Origin of the sequence: Mesorhizobium montanum (genome assembly GCF_033977145.1) — a bacterium.
In the GTDB taxonomy this organism is placed as follows: Bacteria; Pseudomonadota; Alphaproteobacteria; order Rhizobiales; family Rhizobiaceae; genus Mesorhizobium; species Mesorhizobium montanum.
The window spans coordinates 117,416-132,524 of the sequence record NZ_JAVIJF010000004.1; the positions used below are offsets into that span (position 1 = coordinate 117,416).

Below are 15,109 nucleotides of genomic sequence, written 5' to 3' on the forward strand. Positions count from 1 at the left end.
CTACCCTGGGTCTTTCGATATGCCTTGGCGCAATATCGGCCGGAGCTGAAGCGCGATGAAGACGACCCTTGAAGTCACGGCCGAGCCCTTGCCGCAGGACCTCGCTTTTCTGAGCGGGAGCCTTGCCGCCTTCAATGATGCAGACGTCGGCGTGTCAGGCCGAAAGCCGCTGGCTGTTTTTGGGCGCGACGAGCATGGCGCCGTCGTCTCCGGCATTGCCGGTTACACCGCCTGGGGCTGGCTCTACGTGCAGTGGCTGTGGGTCGACGAAAAGCTGCGCGGCCGACGCATCGCCGCCGGCATGCTCGGCGCCGCCGAACAGGAAGCCATCGCACGCGGCTGCCGCGGCGCCTGGATCGACACCTTCAATCCGACCGCCGAGAAGGTCTATCAGCGCCAGGGCTATAAGCCGTTCGGATCGCTGCCGGATTTCCCTGTCGGCCGCAACCGCATCTTCCTGCAGAAGAAGCTGCCTTAGCCAGCCAGTTTTCCGCCGCGCATCGGCTCAGGAGCGCCGGTGGTGCTTGGAAAACTGATCGGCAGGCCGCGCAGCACGCGCACGGCGAGGAAGGCGAAGCACTCCGCTTCCACCGCGTCGCCCTTCCATCCAAGCGTTTCGGCCTGTACGACCTGGGCGCCGGCGCGGCTTGAGAGCATCGCCATCATCGTCGGGTTGCGGCGGCCGCCGCCGCTGACCGCGAGCCGCTTCGGCCGGCGCGGCAACAGGTCGAGCGCCTTGCCGACCGCCGAGACGGTGAAGGCCGTCAGCGTCGCCGCGCCATCCTCCGCGTCGAGCCCCTCGGCCATCGCCGCGGTGAAGTCGAAGCGGTCGAGCGATTTCGGGTAGGGTTTGGTCAGGTACGAATGTTGCAGCAGCCGCGCGAGCCTTTCCTCGTCGACCTTGCCGGCGGCAGCCAGTCTGCCGTCGCGGTCCATTTCGCCGAGGCCCTTCGACTTGATGAAGTCATTGACCGGCGCATTGGCCGGCCCGGTGTCGAAGGCGACGATATTGTCCTTGCCGTCCCACCAGGTGATGTTGCCGACGCCGCCGAGATTGAGCACGGCGGTGTCGCCGCTGGCGTCCGCCTCCTTGAGCAGCGCCGCATGATAGGCGGCGGCCAGAGGCGCGCCTTGGCCGCCGGCCGCGACATCGGCCGAGCGGAAATCATAGGCGACCTTGGTGCCGAGCAGCGCGGCCATCAGCTCGCCGTCGCCGAGCTGGCGTGTGCGGCCGATCCGCCCCGGCTGCGGCGCGCGATGCAGCACGGTCTGGCCGTGGAAACCGACGACACCGATATCGGCCATGCCCATCCCCTGGCTCTCGACCAGATCCTTCACCGCGGCCGACTGCGCCCGTGTCAGCGCCTCCTCGGCCGCGCGGAAGATCGCCGGTTCCGGCCCTTCGAAATTCCAGGCGCGCGCCTGGCGCAGGGTTTCCTCCAGCAGGGTGCGGATCGATTGCGGGTAGGGGGCCAAGGTATAGGTGCCGGTGTCGGCGATGCGCTCGCCATCCGTCTTGATCAGCGCCACGTCGATGTTGCCGTCGAGCACCGTGCCGGTCATCAGGCCGACGGCCCAGATTGGTTCCATGGTCGTTCCTCGAATCGCCGTTCAAATCACGTGTCGGACGGATCGGCTCGTCAGGCAAGTATCTCGCCACGCCCAGGCAGGCCGCCGCATGGGCCGACGGCTTTTTACGTCGAATGGTGAAAACGGAGCAACGCCGTTCTTGCCTCTCGGCCAAGAAGGCGCGAGGCTGCGGACAAAGAAAACCAGCGGGCCGACTGTCCGGGTGGATTTTCGCAAGGAGGACACGACATGGCTGACAATGTTGCGGTGATCGCGGGCGCGGGGCAGGGGCTCAGCGCTTCATTGGCGCGGCTTCTCGGCAGGGAAGGTTTCCGCGTAATCCTTGCCGCCCGCAATGTCGACAAATTAGCCGCGCTGGTCAAGGAAACCGGCGCGCAGGCGATAGAAACCGACGTGTCGGACGCCGCCTCCGTCGAGCGCCTGTTCGAGGCGGCCGACAAGGCAGGCCCGCTCGAAATCGCCGTCTTCAACGCCAGCGGCCGCACGCGCGGCCCGATCGCCGAGCTCGATCCCGAGGCGGTCAAGCAAGCCTTGCTCGTCGGCGCCTATGGCGGCTTCCTGGTTGGCCGGCAGGCGGCGCGCCGGCTTCTGGCGCGTGGCTCCGGCTCGATCCTGTTCACCGGCGCCAGCGCAAGCCTCAAGGGTTTTTCGGGTTCGGCCGGTTTCGCCATGCCGAAATTCGGCCTGCGTGGGCTGGCACAGTCGATGGCGCGCGAGCTTTCCCCGAAGAACATCCATGTCGCGCATTTCATCATCGACGGCCAGATCGAGCCGGCCGGGCAGGTTGCCGACGCGGACCGTCCCGATCGGCGCCTCTCGCCGGACGCGATCGCCGAGACCTATCTCGCCGTCCATCGCCAGCATCGCAGCGCCTGGAGTTTCGAGGTCGAGCTCCGACCCTGGGTCGAGACGTTCTGACGATTCACGTTGACCGCCCGGACCCGTACAGTAACGCGCCCTACCGGCGACCTTCGTTATTTTAGGAAAACCGCATATTTCCTGATGCCATTTTAGCGATCAGCTATGTAACAAGGCGAAAAGCAAAAGCTACTTTTGCTTAACTTCGGCATGCATACTGCGCATTGGTCAGAATTGTCATCCGGCTCTCCTGCACGGTAGAGAAATGCGCATGCCGCTTACACGTCGCACGCTGTTTGCAGCCGGAGGCGCAGGGCTGCTGGTCGCACAGGCGGCGACCAGGACAGGCGCAAGACACTCCAAAGCAATCGTGAGCGACAACAAGCTGCGCATTGCCATGCCGGCCTTCGCCTCCGATCCATTCTTTCCGGCCGACGGCTCGGGGGACAACGGCATCGACATGGACCTGGCGCGCGGCATAGCCGCTGAGCTGGGCGTCGAACCGGTGTTCGACCGATCCGCGGTAACCTTCGATGCCATGGTGCAACAACTGATTTCCGGTCAGGCGGACACGGCGATCGGCAAGCTCAGCCGCACGCTTCAGCGCGGTCGCTCGATCCTCTATTCCCGGCCCTACGCCATGTTTCACCAGGGTCTGCTCGCCAACCGCCTCAACCTGGCGCGCATTGCGCAAGGCAAGCCGCCCGAACAGATCATTCGCGATTTCTCCGGCGATCTCGGCGTGATCGAGGGCTCATCCTTCGCCACTTATGCGGCGACGACTTTTCCGCACGCGCAGATACGCCGCTTCGCGGGCTGGAATACCGGGACAGGATATCGGCGGCGGGGTTCGAGGCTTGCGTTCCGCAAAGTGCGGAGTTTCAGGAGCGCGTCGACAGCGCAATCGGCCTCGTCAAGGCCGGTGCGATCGCGCAAGCCGCGGCCGAGACCGAGCGCGCGCTTGATATCGCGCAATCGGCCGGCGCCGATGCCACGCTTCTCGGCTGCACCGAACTGTCGGTCGTGGCCGCCAGCCTGAACGACCCGGCTGGGCTGATGGTCGTCGACAGCAATGCAGCCCTGGCGCGGGCCTGCCTGATACGGTTGGGTTTCGGTAGCCAGGAAGCGCGAGGCCTGCCGACCGTGCCTCGGCTGCAGGGGAACGGCCGATTGACCTGGCGCGCCGCGCAGCGGGCCTCATAGGAATTTACCGCTCGTGGAGACCTCCGACCAATTGGCCTCAACCGAAGCCCGTTTGAACGCAATTTGCCGCAAAAGCCGGGAATTGAGCGGCGGCTTGCTCCGTTTGCAATGAGATTGGTCGGTGCATTTCTTCACCGGCAATGACGCTCATGTCATCGTGCGGTGGGGTCGCTAGAGCAATTCCAGGAAAAGTGCGCGGCGGTTTTCCGTCCGGAATTGCGAAAAACAAAGAGCTACCGCCAAGAGGAGCCCGTCCATGCCCAGAATAATTCCGGTGCTCGATCTCGATCGCTTGGAACAGGGCGCGTCGGAACTGCGGACTTTCTTGTTCGATCTGCGTACCGCCGCCCGCGATGTCGGCTTCTTCTATCTCAGCGGCCACGGCATCACCCAGCCGGAGATCGATGCGGTGCTCGACGCGGCGCGCCGCTTCTTCGCCCTGCCGGAAGCCGACAAGCTCGCCATCGAGATGGTGAAGTCGCCGCAGTTCCGTGGCTATACGCGTGCCGGCGGCGAGCTGACCAGGGGCAAGGCCGACTGGCGCGAGCAGCTCGACATCGGTGTCGAGCGCACGACGATTTCGCAAGGGCCGGGCGTGCCGGCCTGGACGCGGCTGCAAGGTCCGAACCAGTGGCCCGCAGCACTTCCCGATCTCAAGCCGGCGCTGCTTGCCTGGCAGGCCAAGGCAACCGACGTGGCGATCCGGCTGCTCAAGGCCTTCGCGCTGTCGCTCGACCAGCCTGAGGACGCCTTCGATCCGATTTACAGCAGTGAGCCTAACCATCGCATGAAGATCGTGCGCTATCCCGGCCGCGACGCCACCGGCGGCGACCAGGGCGTCGGCGCGCATAAGGATGGCGGCTTTCTGACCCTTCTGCTGCAGGACGAGAACAAGGGCCTGCAGGTCGAATATGACGGCAGCTGGGTCGATGTCGATCCGATCCCGCGAACGCTCGTCGTCAACATCGGCGAGCTGCTCGAACTCGCCTCGAACGGGTATCTGAGGGCTACCGTGCACCGCGTCGTCACGCCGCCGGCCGGCGTCGAGCGCATTTCGGTTCCCTTCTTCTTCAGCGCCCGGCTTGACGCGACGATCCCGCTGCTCGACCTGCCCGGGGAACTGGCGGAGGAAGCGCGCGGTCCGGCCAGCGATCCCGACAATCCGCTGTTCCGCGATGTCGGAACCAATGTGCTGAAAAGCCGGCTGAGGTCGCATCCCGACGTGGCGCGGCGCCACTATGCCGATCTTCTGGAAAAAGTGGCCGCCGCAAGCTGACGATTTCCCATGGTTGAGCGAGATTTTTTCGCAATTTCGTCTATTTTTGGAATTTCGTTCGTGGAAAATATACCGCCGCAGCCCCAAATAGATGTCATCGCTCGGTGTTTTCCTCCCATTGCGCCGGGCGGTGTTCCCCTCTGAAGGTTATGACCTTCATTCTTGGCCGGGCCGCTTTCGCGCCCGGCCTTTTTCTTTCATGTGCTGCGAAAAATGCGCCGATCAGGCGAAGGCGATGCGGATCGCACCAAAGGCGCCGAAATCCGAAACGATCCGGTCGCCATGCCGGCATTCGACCGGCCGGATGAAGGAACCCGACAGCACGATCTGGCCGGCCTCGATGCGCATGCCGTATTGGTGCAACCGATTGGCGAGCCAGACGATGCCTTTCGCCGGATGATCGAGCACGCCGGCGCCAAGCCCCGTCTCCTCGACCTCGCCATTGCGCGAGACGATCGCGCCGATCCAGCGCAGATCCGCCTCGCGCGGGCCGGCCGAGCGGCCGCCGACGACGATGCCGGCATTGGCGGCGTTGTCCGAGATCGTATCGAAGAAGGTTCTGACTTTGCCGGTCCCCTTGTTCATCCGCTCGATGCGGGTATCGAGGATTTCAAGCGCCGGCGTGATGTGATCGGTGGCGTCGAGCACGTCGTCGATCGAAATGTCCGGGCCGGCGAGCGGCGCCTTCATGACGAAGGCGATCTCGGCCTCGATGCGCGGCTGGATGAAGCGGCCGGCCGGCACCGTGCCGCCATCCTCGAAGAACATGTCGTCGAACAGGATGCCGGAATCCGGAATGTCGATGCTGAGCGCCGACTGCATCGCCTTCGAGGTCAGGCCGATCTTCCAGCCCTTGATCGCCAGCCCCGATGCGACCTTTCTCTTCACCAGTGCGGCCTGCACGCGATAGGCGTCGTCCATCGTCGCTTCGGGAAAATCGAGGCTGAGCAGCCTGATCTGGCGGCGGTCGCGCTCGGCTTCGAACAGCCGGCGGGCGGCGTCCTCGACTTGCAACTCCGTTATCATCGGCCGGTTCCTTCATCGACGACACCGTTGCGGAGCATCCCGATGCCTTCCGCCTCGACCTTGATCACATCGCCGGGCTCCAGCCAGATTGGTGGGTCGAAGCGGGCACCGGCGCCGGTCGGCGTTCCAGTGACGATGACGTCGCCCGGCACCAGCGTGGTGAAGGTCGAGATGTAGTTGATGATCTTGCGGAAGGAAAAGATCATGCGGCCGGTGCGGTCCTGCTGGCGGACTTCACCGTTGACGCGCGTGGTCAGCGCAATATCGGCGATCTGCGCCTCATCGGTGAACGGCACCAGCCAGGGACCGATGGAACCCGTGCGGTCGAAATTCTTGCCTTGCGTGACGTTGAATTTGGCGTGGCGCACCCAGTCGCGGATGGTGCCTTCGTTGCACAGCGACAGTGCCGCGATATGGCCGAGCGCATCGGCTTCGGCGATGCGCCGGCCGCCCTTGCCGATGACGATGACGATCTCGCCCTCATAGTCGAGCTGCGGCGATTCCGGCGGCCGCACCAAGGGTGCGCCATGGCCGACGAAGGAGCGCGGGAAGCGGATGAACAGCGACGGGTTGGAGGGCGCTGTCTGCCCGTCCTTGTACTCCTCGTTGCGGTCCGGATAGTTGACGCCGACGCAGATGATTTTTTCCGGGGAGGGGACAGGGATTTCGTAGGTGATGGCGTCGAGCGGGAAGTCGGCGGCGAGGCCTCCGGACTCCTCGGCGAGTTTCACGAGCGCACCGGCCTCGATCACCTCGCGCAGCGTCGGCCATTCGAGATGGCGCGCCGAAAGGTCAACGACGCCTTTTTCGGTGATCGCGCCGTAGCGCGTCTTGCCGCCGGCGGTGAAGGTGGCAAGACGTCCCGCGCTCATGCTGGTACTCCACAGTCGGCGCTGCTAGCTAAGCGCCAGCGTCGAGCTCTACGGCGCCCCCCTCTGTCCTGCCGGACATCTCCCCCTCTTGGGGGGAGATCAGCAGAACTCGCGGCCGGCGCTTTTCTTGCAGCGGTGAAAATTGGCGAAGGCGGAGGTGACATCCAATCTCCCCCCTTGAGGGGGAGATGTCCGGCAGGACAGAGGGGGGCGCGAAGGAACGCGAACATCTCCTAATAGCCTATCAAGGCGCGATGATCGGCGAGGCTGCCAGATCCGACTGGCGCGGCGTCACCCCGGCAAAGAGGCTGCCTTCTTCGAACCAGCTTCGCGGCGCCGGCGCGCCCCACAGCGTCTGGCGCTGCGGGTCCTTGAGGTCCCATTTGATCGGCTCGAGGTCCGGATCGACAGTCTGGTAGTCCGAGCAATAGATCTCGATGCGATGATTGTCGGGGTCGCGGATATAGAGGAAGAAGGCATTGGAAATGCCATGCCGGCCGGGGCCGCGCTCGATATTCGGCAGCCAGCCGGTGGTCGCCATCAGGTCGAGCAGGTCAATGATGTTGAGCGGCGTCGGCACCCAGAAGGCGACGTGGTGCAGGCGCGGGCCGAGGCCGTTGGTGAAGGCGATGTCATGCACGCCGCCCTTGCGGTGCGTCCAGGCGGCCCACAGCTTCCCGGTCTCGGCGTCCTCGGTGTATTCGGTCACGCGGAAGCCGAGCTCGTTGTAGAAGGCAACCGATTCATCCACATTCGGCGAGAAGCAGTTGAAGTGGTCGATACGCAGCGGCTTCACGCCCTTGTATAAAGCGTATTTCTGGTGGATCGGCGGCAGCCGCTCCATCTTCGAATAGAATTCGAGCGGAATGCCGTGCGGGTCGCGGGTACGGAAGGTGCGCGACTGGTAGGGCCGCTCGACCCACTCCAATGGCAGGCCCTTGGCCGAAAAGAAATGCGCGGCCTTGTCGAGGTCCTCGTCGGAAAACACCTTGAAGCCGAGATCGCGCGCTTCGGGCGTCGCCGCCTTGCGCAGCACGATGCAGTGGTGGCCGCGTTCCTCCATGGCGCGCAGATAGATGGTGCCGCTGGTTTCGTCGGTCACCTGCAGGCCGAGCGTGTCGACATAGAAGGCGCGGGATTTTGCCAGGTCGGTGACGGCAAGCTCGACATGGCTGAGCCGAACGATGTTGAAGGCGGGGTAAAGGTTGGGTTGGGGCAGGGCCATTGATGTCTCCGGTCAGCCGCCGAGTTTCTGGATCGAATGCGGCGCCGTGGCGAACGCGATGTTCTTGGTTTCCATGTAGAAGTCGAACGACCAGTCGCCGCCGTCGCGGCCGATGCCCGAGCTCTTGATGCCGCCGAACGGCGTCGTCAGGTGGCGCACATTCTCCGAGTTGACCCAGATCATGCCCGCATCGAGCGCGTCGGTGAAGCGCAGCGCGCGGGTCACGTCCGAGGTCCAGAGATAACCGGTGAGCCCGTATTGCGTGTCGTTGGCCAACGCCAGGGCCTCGGCCTCGTCCTTGAACGGGATCGCGGTCAGCACCGGACCGAAGATTTCCTCCTGGGCGATGCGCATCTTGTTGGTGGCGCCGACGAACAGCGTCGGGCTGACATAGCAGCCGCCGCCCGGACCGGCAAACTTGCCGCCGCCGGCGGCGACGACCGCGCCTTCCGATTTGCCGATCTCGATATAGGAGAGCACTTTTTCTTCGTGCACCGGATGGATCAGCGGGCCGACCACGGTGTCCGGATCGAGCGGATGGCCTATTTTGATGCACCTGGCCTTCTCCGCCACCAGGTCGGTGAACTTGTCGTGCACGGAAGCCTCGACCAACAGGCGCGAGGACGAGGTGCAGCGCTCGCCGTTCAGCGAATAGATCATGAAGACGGCCGCGTCCGCGGCCCGCTCCAGGTCGGCGTCGGCGAAGACGATGACCGGGTTCTTGCCGCCGAGCTCGAAATGCACGCGCTTCAGCGTCTCAGCGCCTTGGCGCATGATCATCGAGCCGGTGCGGCTTTCGCCGACAAAGCCGATCGCCTTGATGTCGGGATGCTCTGTCAGCGCTCGCCCGGCATCCTCGCCAAAACCGTTGACGAGGTTCCACACACCATTCGGCAGACCGGCCTCCTCGGCGATCTCGACCAGCAGCCTGGCGGTCAGTGGCGATAGCTCCGCCGGCTTGTGAACGACCGTGCAGCCGGCAGCTAACGCCGGTGCGATCTTCCAGGTCGACAGCATGAAGGGCGTGTTCCAGGGCGTGATCACGCCGACCGGGCCGATCGGCACGCGCGTCGTCATGTTGAGCTGGCCGGGCGCCCTCAGCGACCGGCCGTCGCGAGCTTCCGGTGCGCGGTCGGCATAGAAGCGGAAATTCTCGGCGCCGCGCAGCGCCGCCTTGGCCATGAATTTCAGCGACTGGCCGGTGTCCATGCATTCGACGAAGGCGATCTCCTCCGCGCGTGCGACGATGGCGTCGGCGATTTTGTGCAGCAGCTTCTTGCGAGCACCGCCGGAGATCGATGCCCAGTCCTTGAAGGCAGCCTTGGCCGCCTTGGCGGCGCGGTCGATGTCGACGGCCTTGCCGCGCGCAACCGTCGCGATCGGCTTCAAATCCACCGGCGAGATCGTCTCGTAGGTTGAGCCATCTGCTGCCGGCATGGCCTTGCCGCCGATCTGGTTGAGCACGCCGCCCTTGCGGAAGCGCTCGAGATAGGCTTCGGCCTTCCTCAGATTGTCGTCCAGTGCCGCCATGGTGGTCTTTCCTGTTGCTTGCTTGCCGCCCGCATGTCACTTGCCGCGGAGCCGCGGATGGATGGCGTTCTTCTTCCAACTGAGCTCCGCATCGATCTCGCGGATCTCCAGCGAGAGCGCGAAATGCGGTGTGGCGAACAGCGATGCGAGATGCTCCGAGACCGCTGCGAAGATTGCCTCACCAGCGCTTTTCTTCTCCTCAGCGCTGCGGCCCTTGCCGATGCGGAAATTCATGTCGATGAAGCCGTTCTCGGGTAGCCGGTCGGCAATCGCATAGGCCTCGGTGCGGAAGGCGCGTACTCTGACCGCGCCAGGTTCGAACAGGCCGGTTTCGAGGATGGTGCGCGAAACCAGCGTGCAGAGCTCGCCCATATCGACCTTTGGGTCGAGATTCGCCGAATATTCGATCGACATATGAGGCAAGTGTCCTCCACCTTGTAGTTAACGTGTGAATTACATCTTGACGGCCGAATGTCAAGCGTCGTTCGCTATGCGGGCGCAGCTTCCGGCAGTGGGATTGCCGGTCTCGGCAAAATCACGGATATAGCTGGTGATCCGGGATATTTACCGCGAGTCGTACTGGATTGGATTTTTCGGAGACCTGATTTTGCTACCACCGAGCACCCGCCGCTCCCTGCCGATGGCTCTGCTTCGCGCCCGCGAAGTGATCATGGCGCATTTCCGGCCGATGCTTGCCCGCCACGACATCACCGAGCAGCAATGGCGCGTGCTTCGCGTGCTTGCCGAAACCGGGCCGCTGGAGGCGACCGAACTAGCCAATCGCGCCTCGATCCTGCCGCCCAGCCTCACCCGCATCATCAAGGCGATGGAAGAGCGCGAGTTCATCACCCGCAACAAGGTCAAGGACGATGGCCGCCGTGCGCTGCTTTCCATCAGCCCGGCCGGCGTGGCGCTGATCGAGGAGCTTTCGCCCGAGCGCACCGCCATCTACGACGCGATCGAGAGGCGTTATGGCGCCGCGGAGCATGAGCGCCTGTTGGATATGCTGGAGAGCCTGATCCAGTCGGAGTCGACGGAGGAGTGAATTCTTTCCCTTCTCCCCTTGTGGGAGAAGGGAAGATCCTTACCCGCCAAAACTCCCCAGCGAGCTCGGCTGCATGTAGTTTCGTCCGACGTAGAGCAGCGCAGCCTTGTCGCTGCCGTGGCGGATGTCGACGACGCGGCCGAACATCACATTATGCGTGCCGACCTTGTTCACCGCGCCGATCTCGCAATCGAAGCTCACGATCGCATCGAGCAGCGCCGGCATGCCGGACGGCATGGTCTGCCAGCGCGCCGCGTTATAGCGCTCTGCCATGTCGCGGATCGTGCCGGCGAATTTTGCCGCCAGATGCATATGCGACTGGGTCAGCACGTTGACGCAGAAGCGCCGGTTGGCGAGGAACATGCCGGTCTGCGCCGAACGCTCGTTCATGCACACAAGCAGCGTCGGCGGGTCGTCGGAAACGCTGCACATGGCGGTTGCGGTGAAGCCGCCGCGCCCGGCCGGACCGTCGGTGGTGATGATGTTGACCGGCGCGCAGACCCGCGCCATGGCCTCGCGGAATTCCAGCCTCGCGACTTGTGTGGTCATGGCCGCCTCCATGGCCGGCCTCCGTCAGTTGGCCTGGCTGGCAAGCGGCGGCAGCCAGGTGTCGCCGGTCCAGCCTTTTTCGTCATAGTCGGCCATGCATTGGTCGACCAGTTCCTCCATCTGCTTCAGCCGACCGCCGCGCTCCGCACCCTTCAGCACCTGCAGCCTCACCTCTTCCGGCGCGCCGGCATAGTTGAGCTCGTAAAGCGCGTGGCGACCGCCGAATTCGGTGCCGGTCGCATCCCACAAAAGCTTCATGATCTTGATGCGCTCGACATGACCCATGTCGTTGGAGCCGCGCACATATTGCGCGAGGTAGCGGTCGATCTCCGGATTGTCGAAATCGCGCGCCGAGGAAGGCAGGTAGATCAGGCCCGAAGCGATCACCCGCCGCACCGTGTCGATGACGCGCGGATAGGCCTCCGACATGAAGGTGCGGTAGGCGAGCGCGGCCTCGAGATTGGGCAGCACCGCGCCATTCGCCCAAGGGATCGGGTTATACGCCATCGCATTGGAAAAACTCCAGAACATGTGGCGCAGCGCAATGACTTCGCCGAGGGCTGCCTGGTTGCCGCGGAAGGCGTCGCCACCAGTCGCACGCAGCGCCTTGGCAAGCAGGCCGGCGAGGAAGTCGAGTTTGACGGCAAAGCGCGTGCAGCCCTGAAAACAGTAGCCATGCATGAAGCCTGACGCCGGGTGGAAGGACAGGATCTTCTGTGCGTCGCGCAGCACCAGCACGTCCTCCCAGGGGACGAAGACGTTGTCGAGCACCAGGATCGCGTCGTTCTCGTCGAAGCGCGACGACAGCGGATAGTCGAAGGGATGGCCGACCGTGTTCGCCGTCTGCTCATAGGAGACGCGGCAGAACATTTTTACCCCCGGCGCGTTCATCGGCACGATAAACATCACCGACAGCGACGGGTCTTCGGTCACCGTCGCCGAACTCTGCGCCAGGAAATTATAGTGGGTCAGCGCCGACGACGTCGCCACCACCTTGGCGCCCGACACCCAGATGCCGGCGTCGTTCTCCTTGGTGATGTGCACGAACACGTCCTTCACCTGTTCGGCCGGCTTGTGGCGGTCGATCGGCGGATTAACGATGGCATGGTTCATGAACAGGACGGCTTCCTGGGCGCGTTTGTGCCAGGCGCGCGCATTGTCCTTGAACGGCCCGTACCATTCGGCATTGGCGCCGAGCGTGTTCATCAGCGCCGCCTTGTAGTCGGCGGTGCGGCCCATCCAGCCATAGGTCATGCGCGCCCAATGCGCGATCGCGCTTTGCTGCGCGGCAAGCTCTGCGGGCGAGCGTGCGACGCGGAAATATTTGTGTGTGTAGCCGCCCGAGCCGGTGTCGGTGGGCGAGGTCAGGACCGCTTGCTGGGCCGGATCATGTAGCGCGTCGTAGAGGCGCGCCAGCGAGCGCGCCGAATTGCGCATCCCCGGATGCCTGGTGACGTCGGCCACCCGTTCGCCGTTGATATAGACCTCGCGCCCGTCGCGCAGGCTTGCCAGATATTCGGCGCCCGTGAACGGCCGCGAACTGTCGGCCCGGAATTCTTCCGATCGCATCATGATCCTCCCTTGATTGGTGGAGAGTAGCGGGGCGTGCCCTGATGGTTTATGGACGAAAGCACAAAACCGCTTGGACTTTTTCCGGCATATCATGCGCCAGACCGCCATCCCGGAATTCTTCGTCTACGGCGAGCCGGCGCGGGCGCTCGACGTCGGTTTCTTGCATGTCGAGACCGTGCAGGCCCGTGCTTCCGTGCATCGCGGCCAGGTTATGGCGCACAAACACCCGCAAATGGCGCAGATCACCCTTTGGACGAGCGGACAGGGTATCTATCGGGTCGAGGACAAGAGATGGAGTTTTTCGGTACCGACGGTGAGCTTCATGCCGAGCGGCGTGGTGCATGGGTTCGACATCGAGCCGGGTACCGACGCCATCGTCGTTTCGGTCGCGGATGCGGCGCTCGCGGCGATCGCCGAGCATTCGGCGCTGCCGCTCGACCAGCCGGTTTTCATCACCGCGCGGGGTGATACCGGGCTTTGGCAAAGGCTCGGCGACACGGTCAGGATGATCCAGGCCGAATATGCCGAGGCTCAAGCCGGCGCGGAAAAAATCCTACCGCCGCTGATCGCAGTGGCATTGTCGCACATCGCCCGCCTCGACGTGCAATCGCATGCGGTCACGGTGCCTGCAGCCGTCGCTCTAGGAGGCCGGCTCAGGCGGCTTATCGACTGCCATTTTCGCGACGACTGGCCTGTCGAGCGTTATGTCGAGGAGCTCGGTACCACCAGACATCTGCTCGACAAGGCGGCGCATCAGGTGCTGGGTTCCGGCGTGCGCCAGGCGATCGGTGAAAGGCGCCTGGTCGAGGCCAAGCGCCTGCTGCTCTTCACCATCCGCACGGTCGAGGATATCGCCTACGAAACCGGCTTCAACGATCCTGCCTATTTCTCGCGCTTCTTTCGGCTGGCCGTCGGCTTGTCGCCGGCGGCGTGGCGGAAGGAGCGAATAGTGGGTAGCGAATAGCGAGTAGGGAAATCGCTCGCTATTCGTTATTCCCTATTCGCTAAGCTGCCGCGGCAGCGGCCAACCCCGCATCCAACCCCTCGGCAATCTTCGCCACGTCGGCGGTGGTGATGATGAGCGGCGGCGACAGGATGACGGTATTGCCGGACACGCGCAGCATGACGCCCGCGCCATAGGCGCCATCGGCAACGACGGCCATCGTCTTCTTGTCGACCGGTTTTTTGGCGGCACGATCCGAGACCAGCTCGATCGCGGCCATCAGGCCCTGATAACGGACATCGCCGACCAGCTGATGCTTGGCCTTCAGCGCCTCCAGCGCCTTGCCGAGATCGACGCCGCGCGCGGCGGCATTCTCGTTGACGGCCAGCCGCCTGGTCTCGGCAAGCGCCGCAAGCCCGGCCGCGCAACCGACGGGGTGGCCCGAATAGGTATAGCCGTGGCCGATCGAGCCGAAGCTGGTCTTGTCGGCCTCGAAGACATCGGCGACCTTGGCACCGATCAGCGTCGCGCCCAGCGGGAAATAGCCCGAGGTGATCGCCTTGGCCATGGTCATGAAATCAGGCTTCACTCCGGAGAGCCGCGAGCCTGACCAGGCGCCGGTGCGGCCGAAGCCGGTCACCACTTCATCGGCGATCAACAGGATGTCGTGGCGGTCGCAGATCGCCCGCACCATCGGCATGAAGCTTTCATGCGGAACGATGACGCCGCCGGCGCCGAGCACCGGCTCCATGATGAAGGCGGCGATGGTGTCGGCACCCTGGAAGGCGATCTCTTCCTCGATCGCCCGCGCGCAGAGCTTTGCAAGCTTCGCCGGATCGGTCTCGTCGAACGGGTTGCGATAGGTCATCGGAGCCGGGGTATGGAAGACACCGGGCAGCAGCGGCTCGTAGTTCCTTCGGAAATTGGCGTTGCCGTTGACCGAGGCGCCGCCGAAATGCGTGCCGTGATAGCCCTTCTTCAGCGCCAGGAATTTCGTGCGGTCGCCCTGGCCACGGATCTTCCAGTATTGCCGCGCGAGCCTGAGCGCCGTCTCGACCGAATCGGAGCCGCCCGAGGTGAAGAAGGCGCGCACCATGCCTTCCGGCGCGAACCATTCCGCGAGCTCATAAGCGAGTTCGATCGAAGGTCCGGTCGAGGTGCCGCGAAAGCCGGAATAATAGGGCAGGGCATCCAACTGCGCGGCCATCGCCTTCTTGATCGGATCGCAGCTGTAGCCGAGGTTGACGTTCCACAACCCGCCGACGGCGTCGAGCACGGTGCGGCCGTCGGCATCGGTGACCGAAACGCCTTCTCCCTTCATGATGATCTTCGGCGGCGTCGTGCGCATTTCGGCCGGATGCGCCATCGGATGCCAGATCGGCTTGGCGTTGTTCTCGGTAAGGAAGTTGATGTCACGCAT

15 protein-coding genes and 1 pseudogene are annotated in these 15,109 nt (G+C 64.1%); 7 read left to right on the forward strand and 9 right to left on the reverse strand.

The window, feature by feature from the left end:
- The first annotated feature begins 55 nt into the window (after positions 1-55).
- The gene (locus RFM68_RS06855) at positions 56-478 is read left to right on the forward strand and encodes a GNAT family N-acetyltransferase (protein ID WP_320231953.1); all 423 of its coding nucleotides are present in this window, start codon (positions 56-58) and stop codon (positions 476-478) included.
- On the opposite strand, the gene RFM68_RS06860 is transcribed toward RFM68_RS06855, so the two are convergent.
- Positions 475-1,590 (reverse strand): anhydro-N-acetylmuramic acid kinase, encoded by a 1,116-nt coding sequence (locus RFM68_RS06860; protein ID WP_320231954.1) that lies wholly within the window; start codon positions 1,588-1,590, stop codon positions 475-477. The genes RFM68_RS06855 and RFM68_RS06860 overlap by 4 nt on opposite strands.
- Positions 1,591-1,818: 228 nt before the next feature.
- Here RFM68_RS06860 and RFM68_RS06865 point away from each other — a divergent pair, with 228 nt between their 5' ends.
- The 4 genes and pseudogenes from RFM68_RS06865 (at position 1,819) to RFM68_RS06880 (ending at position 4,927) form a co-directional block, all read left to right on the forward strand.
- On the forward strand, positions 1,819-2,508 hold the full coding sequence (locus RFM68_RS06865) for an SDR family NAD(P)-dependent oxidoreductase (protein WP_320231955.1): 690 nt from the start codon (positions 1,819-1,821) through the stop codon (positions 2,506-2,508).
- Positions 2,509-2,908: 400 nt separating this feature from the next.
- A pseudogene (locus RFM68_RS33610) lies at positions 2,909-3,109 on the forward strand (transporter substrate-binding domain-containing protein); the annotation flags it as partial.
- 173 nt (positions 3,110-3,282) lie between these two features.
- Positions 3,283-3,651, forward strand: coding sequence for an aspartate/glutamate racemase family protein (locus RFM68_RS06875; RefSeq protein ID WP_320232153.1), 369 nt, complete (start codon positions 3,283-3,285; stop codon positions 3,649-3,651).
- A 256-nt stretch (positions 3,652-3,907) separates the two neighbouring features.
- Complete coding sequence (locus RFM68_RS06880) at positions 3,908-4,927, forward strand: isopenicillin N synthase family dioxygenase (RefSeq protein WP_320231956.1); 1,020 nt, start codon at positions 3,908-3,910, stop codon at positions 4,925-4,927.
- Positions 4,928-5,149: 222 nt separating this feature from the next.
- Here the strand turns inward: RFM68_RS06880 and hpaH are convergent, their stop codons facing one another.
- From hpaH to RFM68_RS06905, 5 genes are all read right to left on the reverse strand, one after another.
- The gene (gene hpaH / locus RFM68_RS06885) at positions 5,150-5,953 is read right to left on the reverse strand and encodes a 2-oxo-hept-4-ene-1,7-dioate hydratase (protein ID WP_320231957.1); all 804 of its coding nucleotides are present in this window, start codon (positions 5,951-5,953) and stop codon (positions 5,150-5,152) included.
- Positions 5,950-6,825 (reverse strand): fumarylacetoacetate hydrolase family protein, encoded by an 876-nt coding sequence (locus RFM68_RS06890; protein ID WP_320231958.1) that lies wholly within the window; start codon positions 6,823-6,825, stop codon positions 5,950-5,952. Before RFM68_RS06890 ends, hpaH begins: the two co-directional genes overlap by 4 nt.
- 244 nt (positions 6,826-7,069) lie before the next feature.
- Positions 7,070-8,050: a 3,4-dihydroxyphenylacetate 2,3-dioxygenase gene (gene hpaD, locus RFM68_RS06895; RefSeq protein ID WP_320231959.1), complete on the reverse strand. Its 981-nt coding sequence runs from the start codon at positions 8,048-8,050 to the stop codon at positions 7,070-7,072.
- Between the two features lie 12 nt (positions 8,051-8,062).
- Positions 8,063-9,580 (reverse strand): 5-carboxymethyl-2-hydroxymuconate semialdehyde dehydrogenase, encoded by a 1,518-nt coding sequence (gene hpaE, locus RFM68_RS06900; protein ID WP_320231960.1) that lies wholly within the window; start codon positions 9,578-9,580, stop codon positions 8,063-8,065.
- 36 nt (positions 9,581-9,616) lie between these two features.
- Positions 9,617-10,003: a 5-carboxymethyl-2-hydroxymuconate Delta-isomerase gene (locus tag RFM68_RS06905; protein WP_320231961.1), complete on the reverse strand. Its 387-nt coding sequence runs from the start codon at positions 10,001-10,003 to the stop codon at positions 9,617-9,619.
- A gap of 217 nt (positions 10,004-10,220) precedes the next feature.
- Between RFM68_RS06905 and hpaR the strand changes: the two genes are divergently transcribed.
- Positions 10,221-10,625 carry a homoprotocatechuate degradation operon regulator HpaR gene (hpaR, locus tag RFM68_RS06910; RefSeq protein ID WP_320231962.1) on the forward strand — a complete coding sequence of 135 codons (405 nt, stop codon included), beginning with the start codon at positions 10,221-10,223 and terminating at the stop codon, positions 10,623-10,625.
- 39 nt (positions 10,626-10,664) lie between these two features.
- Here hpaR and RFM68_RS06915 read toward each other — a convergent pair whose 3' ends face one another.
- On the reverse strand, positions 10,665-11,174 hold the full coding sequence (locus RFM68_RS06915; protein ID WP_320231963.1) for a flavin reductase: 510 nt from the start codon (positions 11,172-11,174) through the stop codon (positions 10,665-10,667).
- Between the two features lie 24 nt (positions 11,175-11,198).
- Positions 11,199-12,743, reverse strand: a complete 1,545-nt coding sequence (locus tag RFM68_RS06920; protein ID WP_320232154.1) for a 4-hydroxyphenylacetate 3-hydroxylase N-terminal domain-containing protein — start codon at positions 12,741-12,743, stop codon at positions 11,199-11,201.
- Positions 12,744-12,837: 94 nt separating this feature from the next.
- Here RFM68_RS06920 and RFM68_RS06925 point away from each other — a divergent pair, with 94 nt between their 5' ends.
- Positions 12,838-13,710 carry a helix-turn-helix domain-containing protein gene (locus RFM68_RS06925; RefSeq protein ID WP_320231964.1) on the forward strand — a complete coding sequence of 291 codons (873 nt, stop codon included), beginning with the start codon at positions 12,838-12,840 and terminating at the stop codon, positions 13,708-13,710.
- A gap of 40 nt (positions 13,711-13,750) precedes the next feature.
- On the opposite strand, the gene RFM68_RS06930 is transcribed toward RFM68_RS06925, so the two are convergent.
- The gene (locus RFM68_RS06930) at positions 13,751-15,109 is read right to left on the reverse strand and encodes an aminotransferase class III-fold pyridoxal phosphate-dependent enzyme (protein WP_320231965.1); all 1,359 of its coding nucleotides are present in this window, start codon (positions 15,107-15,109) and stop codon (positions 13,751-13,753) included.

Bases quoted from the DNA above. Each gene is read 5' to 3' on its own strand.
- RFM68_RS06855 (WP_320231953.1), top strand. From the start codon at position 56: ATGAAGACGACCCTTGAAGTCACGGCCGAGCCCTTGCCGCAGGACCTC.
- RFM68_RS06860 (WP_320231954.1), bottom strand. From the start codon at position 1,590: ATGGAACCAATCTGGGCCGTCGGCCTGATGACCGGCACGGTGCTCGAC.
- RFM68_RS06865 (WP_320231955.1), top strand. From the start codon at position 1,819: ATGGCTGACAATGTTGCGGTGATCGCGGGCGCGGGGCAGGGGCTCAGC.
- RFM68_RS06880 (WP_320231956.1), top strand. From the start codon at position 3,908: ATGCCCAGAATAATTCCGGTGCTCGATCTCGATCGCTTGGAACAGGGC.
- hpaH (WP_320231957.1), bottom strand. From the start codon at position 5,953: ATGATAACGGAGTTGCAAGTCGAGGACGCCGCCCGCCGGCTGTTCGAA.
- RFM68_RS06890 (WP_320231958.1), bottom strand. From the start codon at position 6,825: ATGAGCGCGGGACGTCTTGCCACCTTCACCGCCGGCGGCAAGACGCGC.
- hpaD (WP_320231959.1), bottom strand. From the start codon at position 8,050: ATGGCCCTGCCCCAACCCAACCTTTACCCCGCCTTCAACATCGTTCGG.
- hpaE (WP_320231960.1), bottom strand. From the start codon at position 9,580: ATGGCGGCACTGGACGACAATCTGAGGAAGGCCGAAGCCTATCTCGAG.
- hpaR (WP_320231962.1), top strand. From the start codon at position 10,221: ATGGCTCTGCTTCGCGCCCGCGAAGTGATCATGGCGCATTTCCGGCCG.
- RFM68_RS06915 (WP_320231963.1), bottom strand. From the start codon at position 11,174: ATGACCACACAAGTCGCGAGGCTGGAATTCCGCGAGGCCATGGCGCGG.
- RFM68_RS06920 (WP_320232154.1), bottom strand. From the start codon at position 12,743: ATGCGATCGGAAGAATTCCGGGCCGACAGTTCGCGGCCGTTCACGGGC.
- RFM68_RS06925 (WP_320231964.1), top strand. From the start codon at position 12,838: ATGCGCCAGACCGCCATCCCGGAATTCTTCGTCTACGGCGAGCCGGCG.
- RFM68_RS06930 (WP_320231965.1), bottom strand. From the start codon at position 15,109: ATGCGTGACATCAACTTCCTTACCGAGAACAACGCCAAGCCGATCTGG.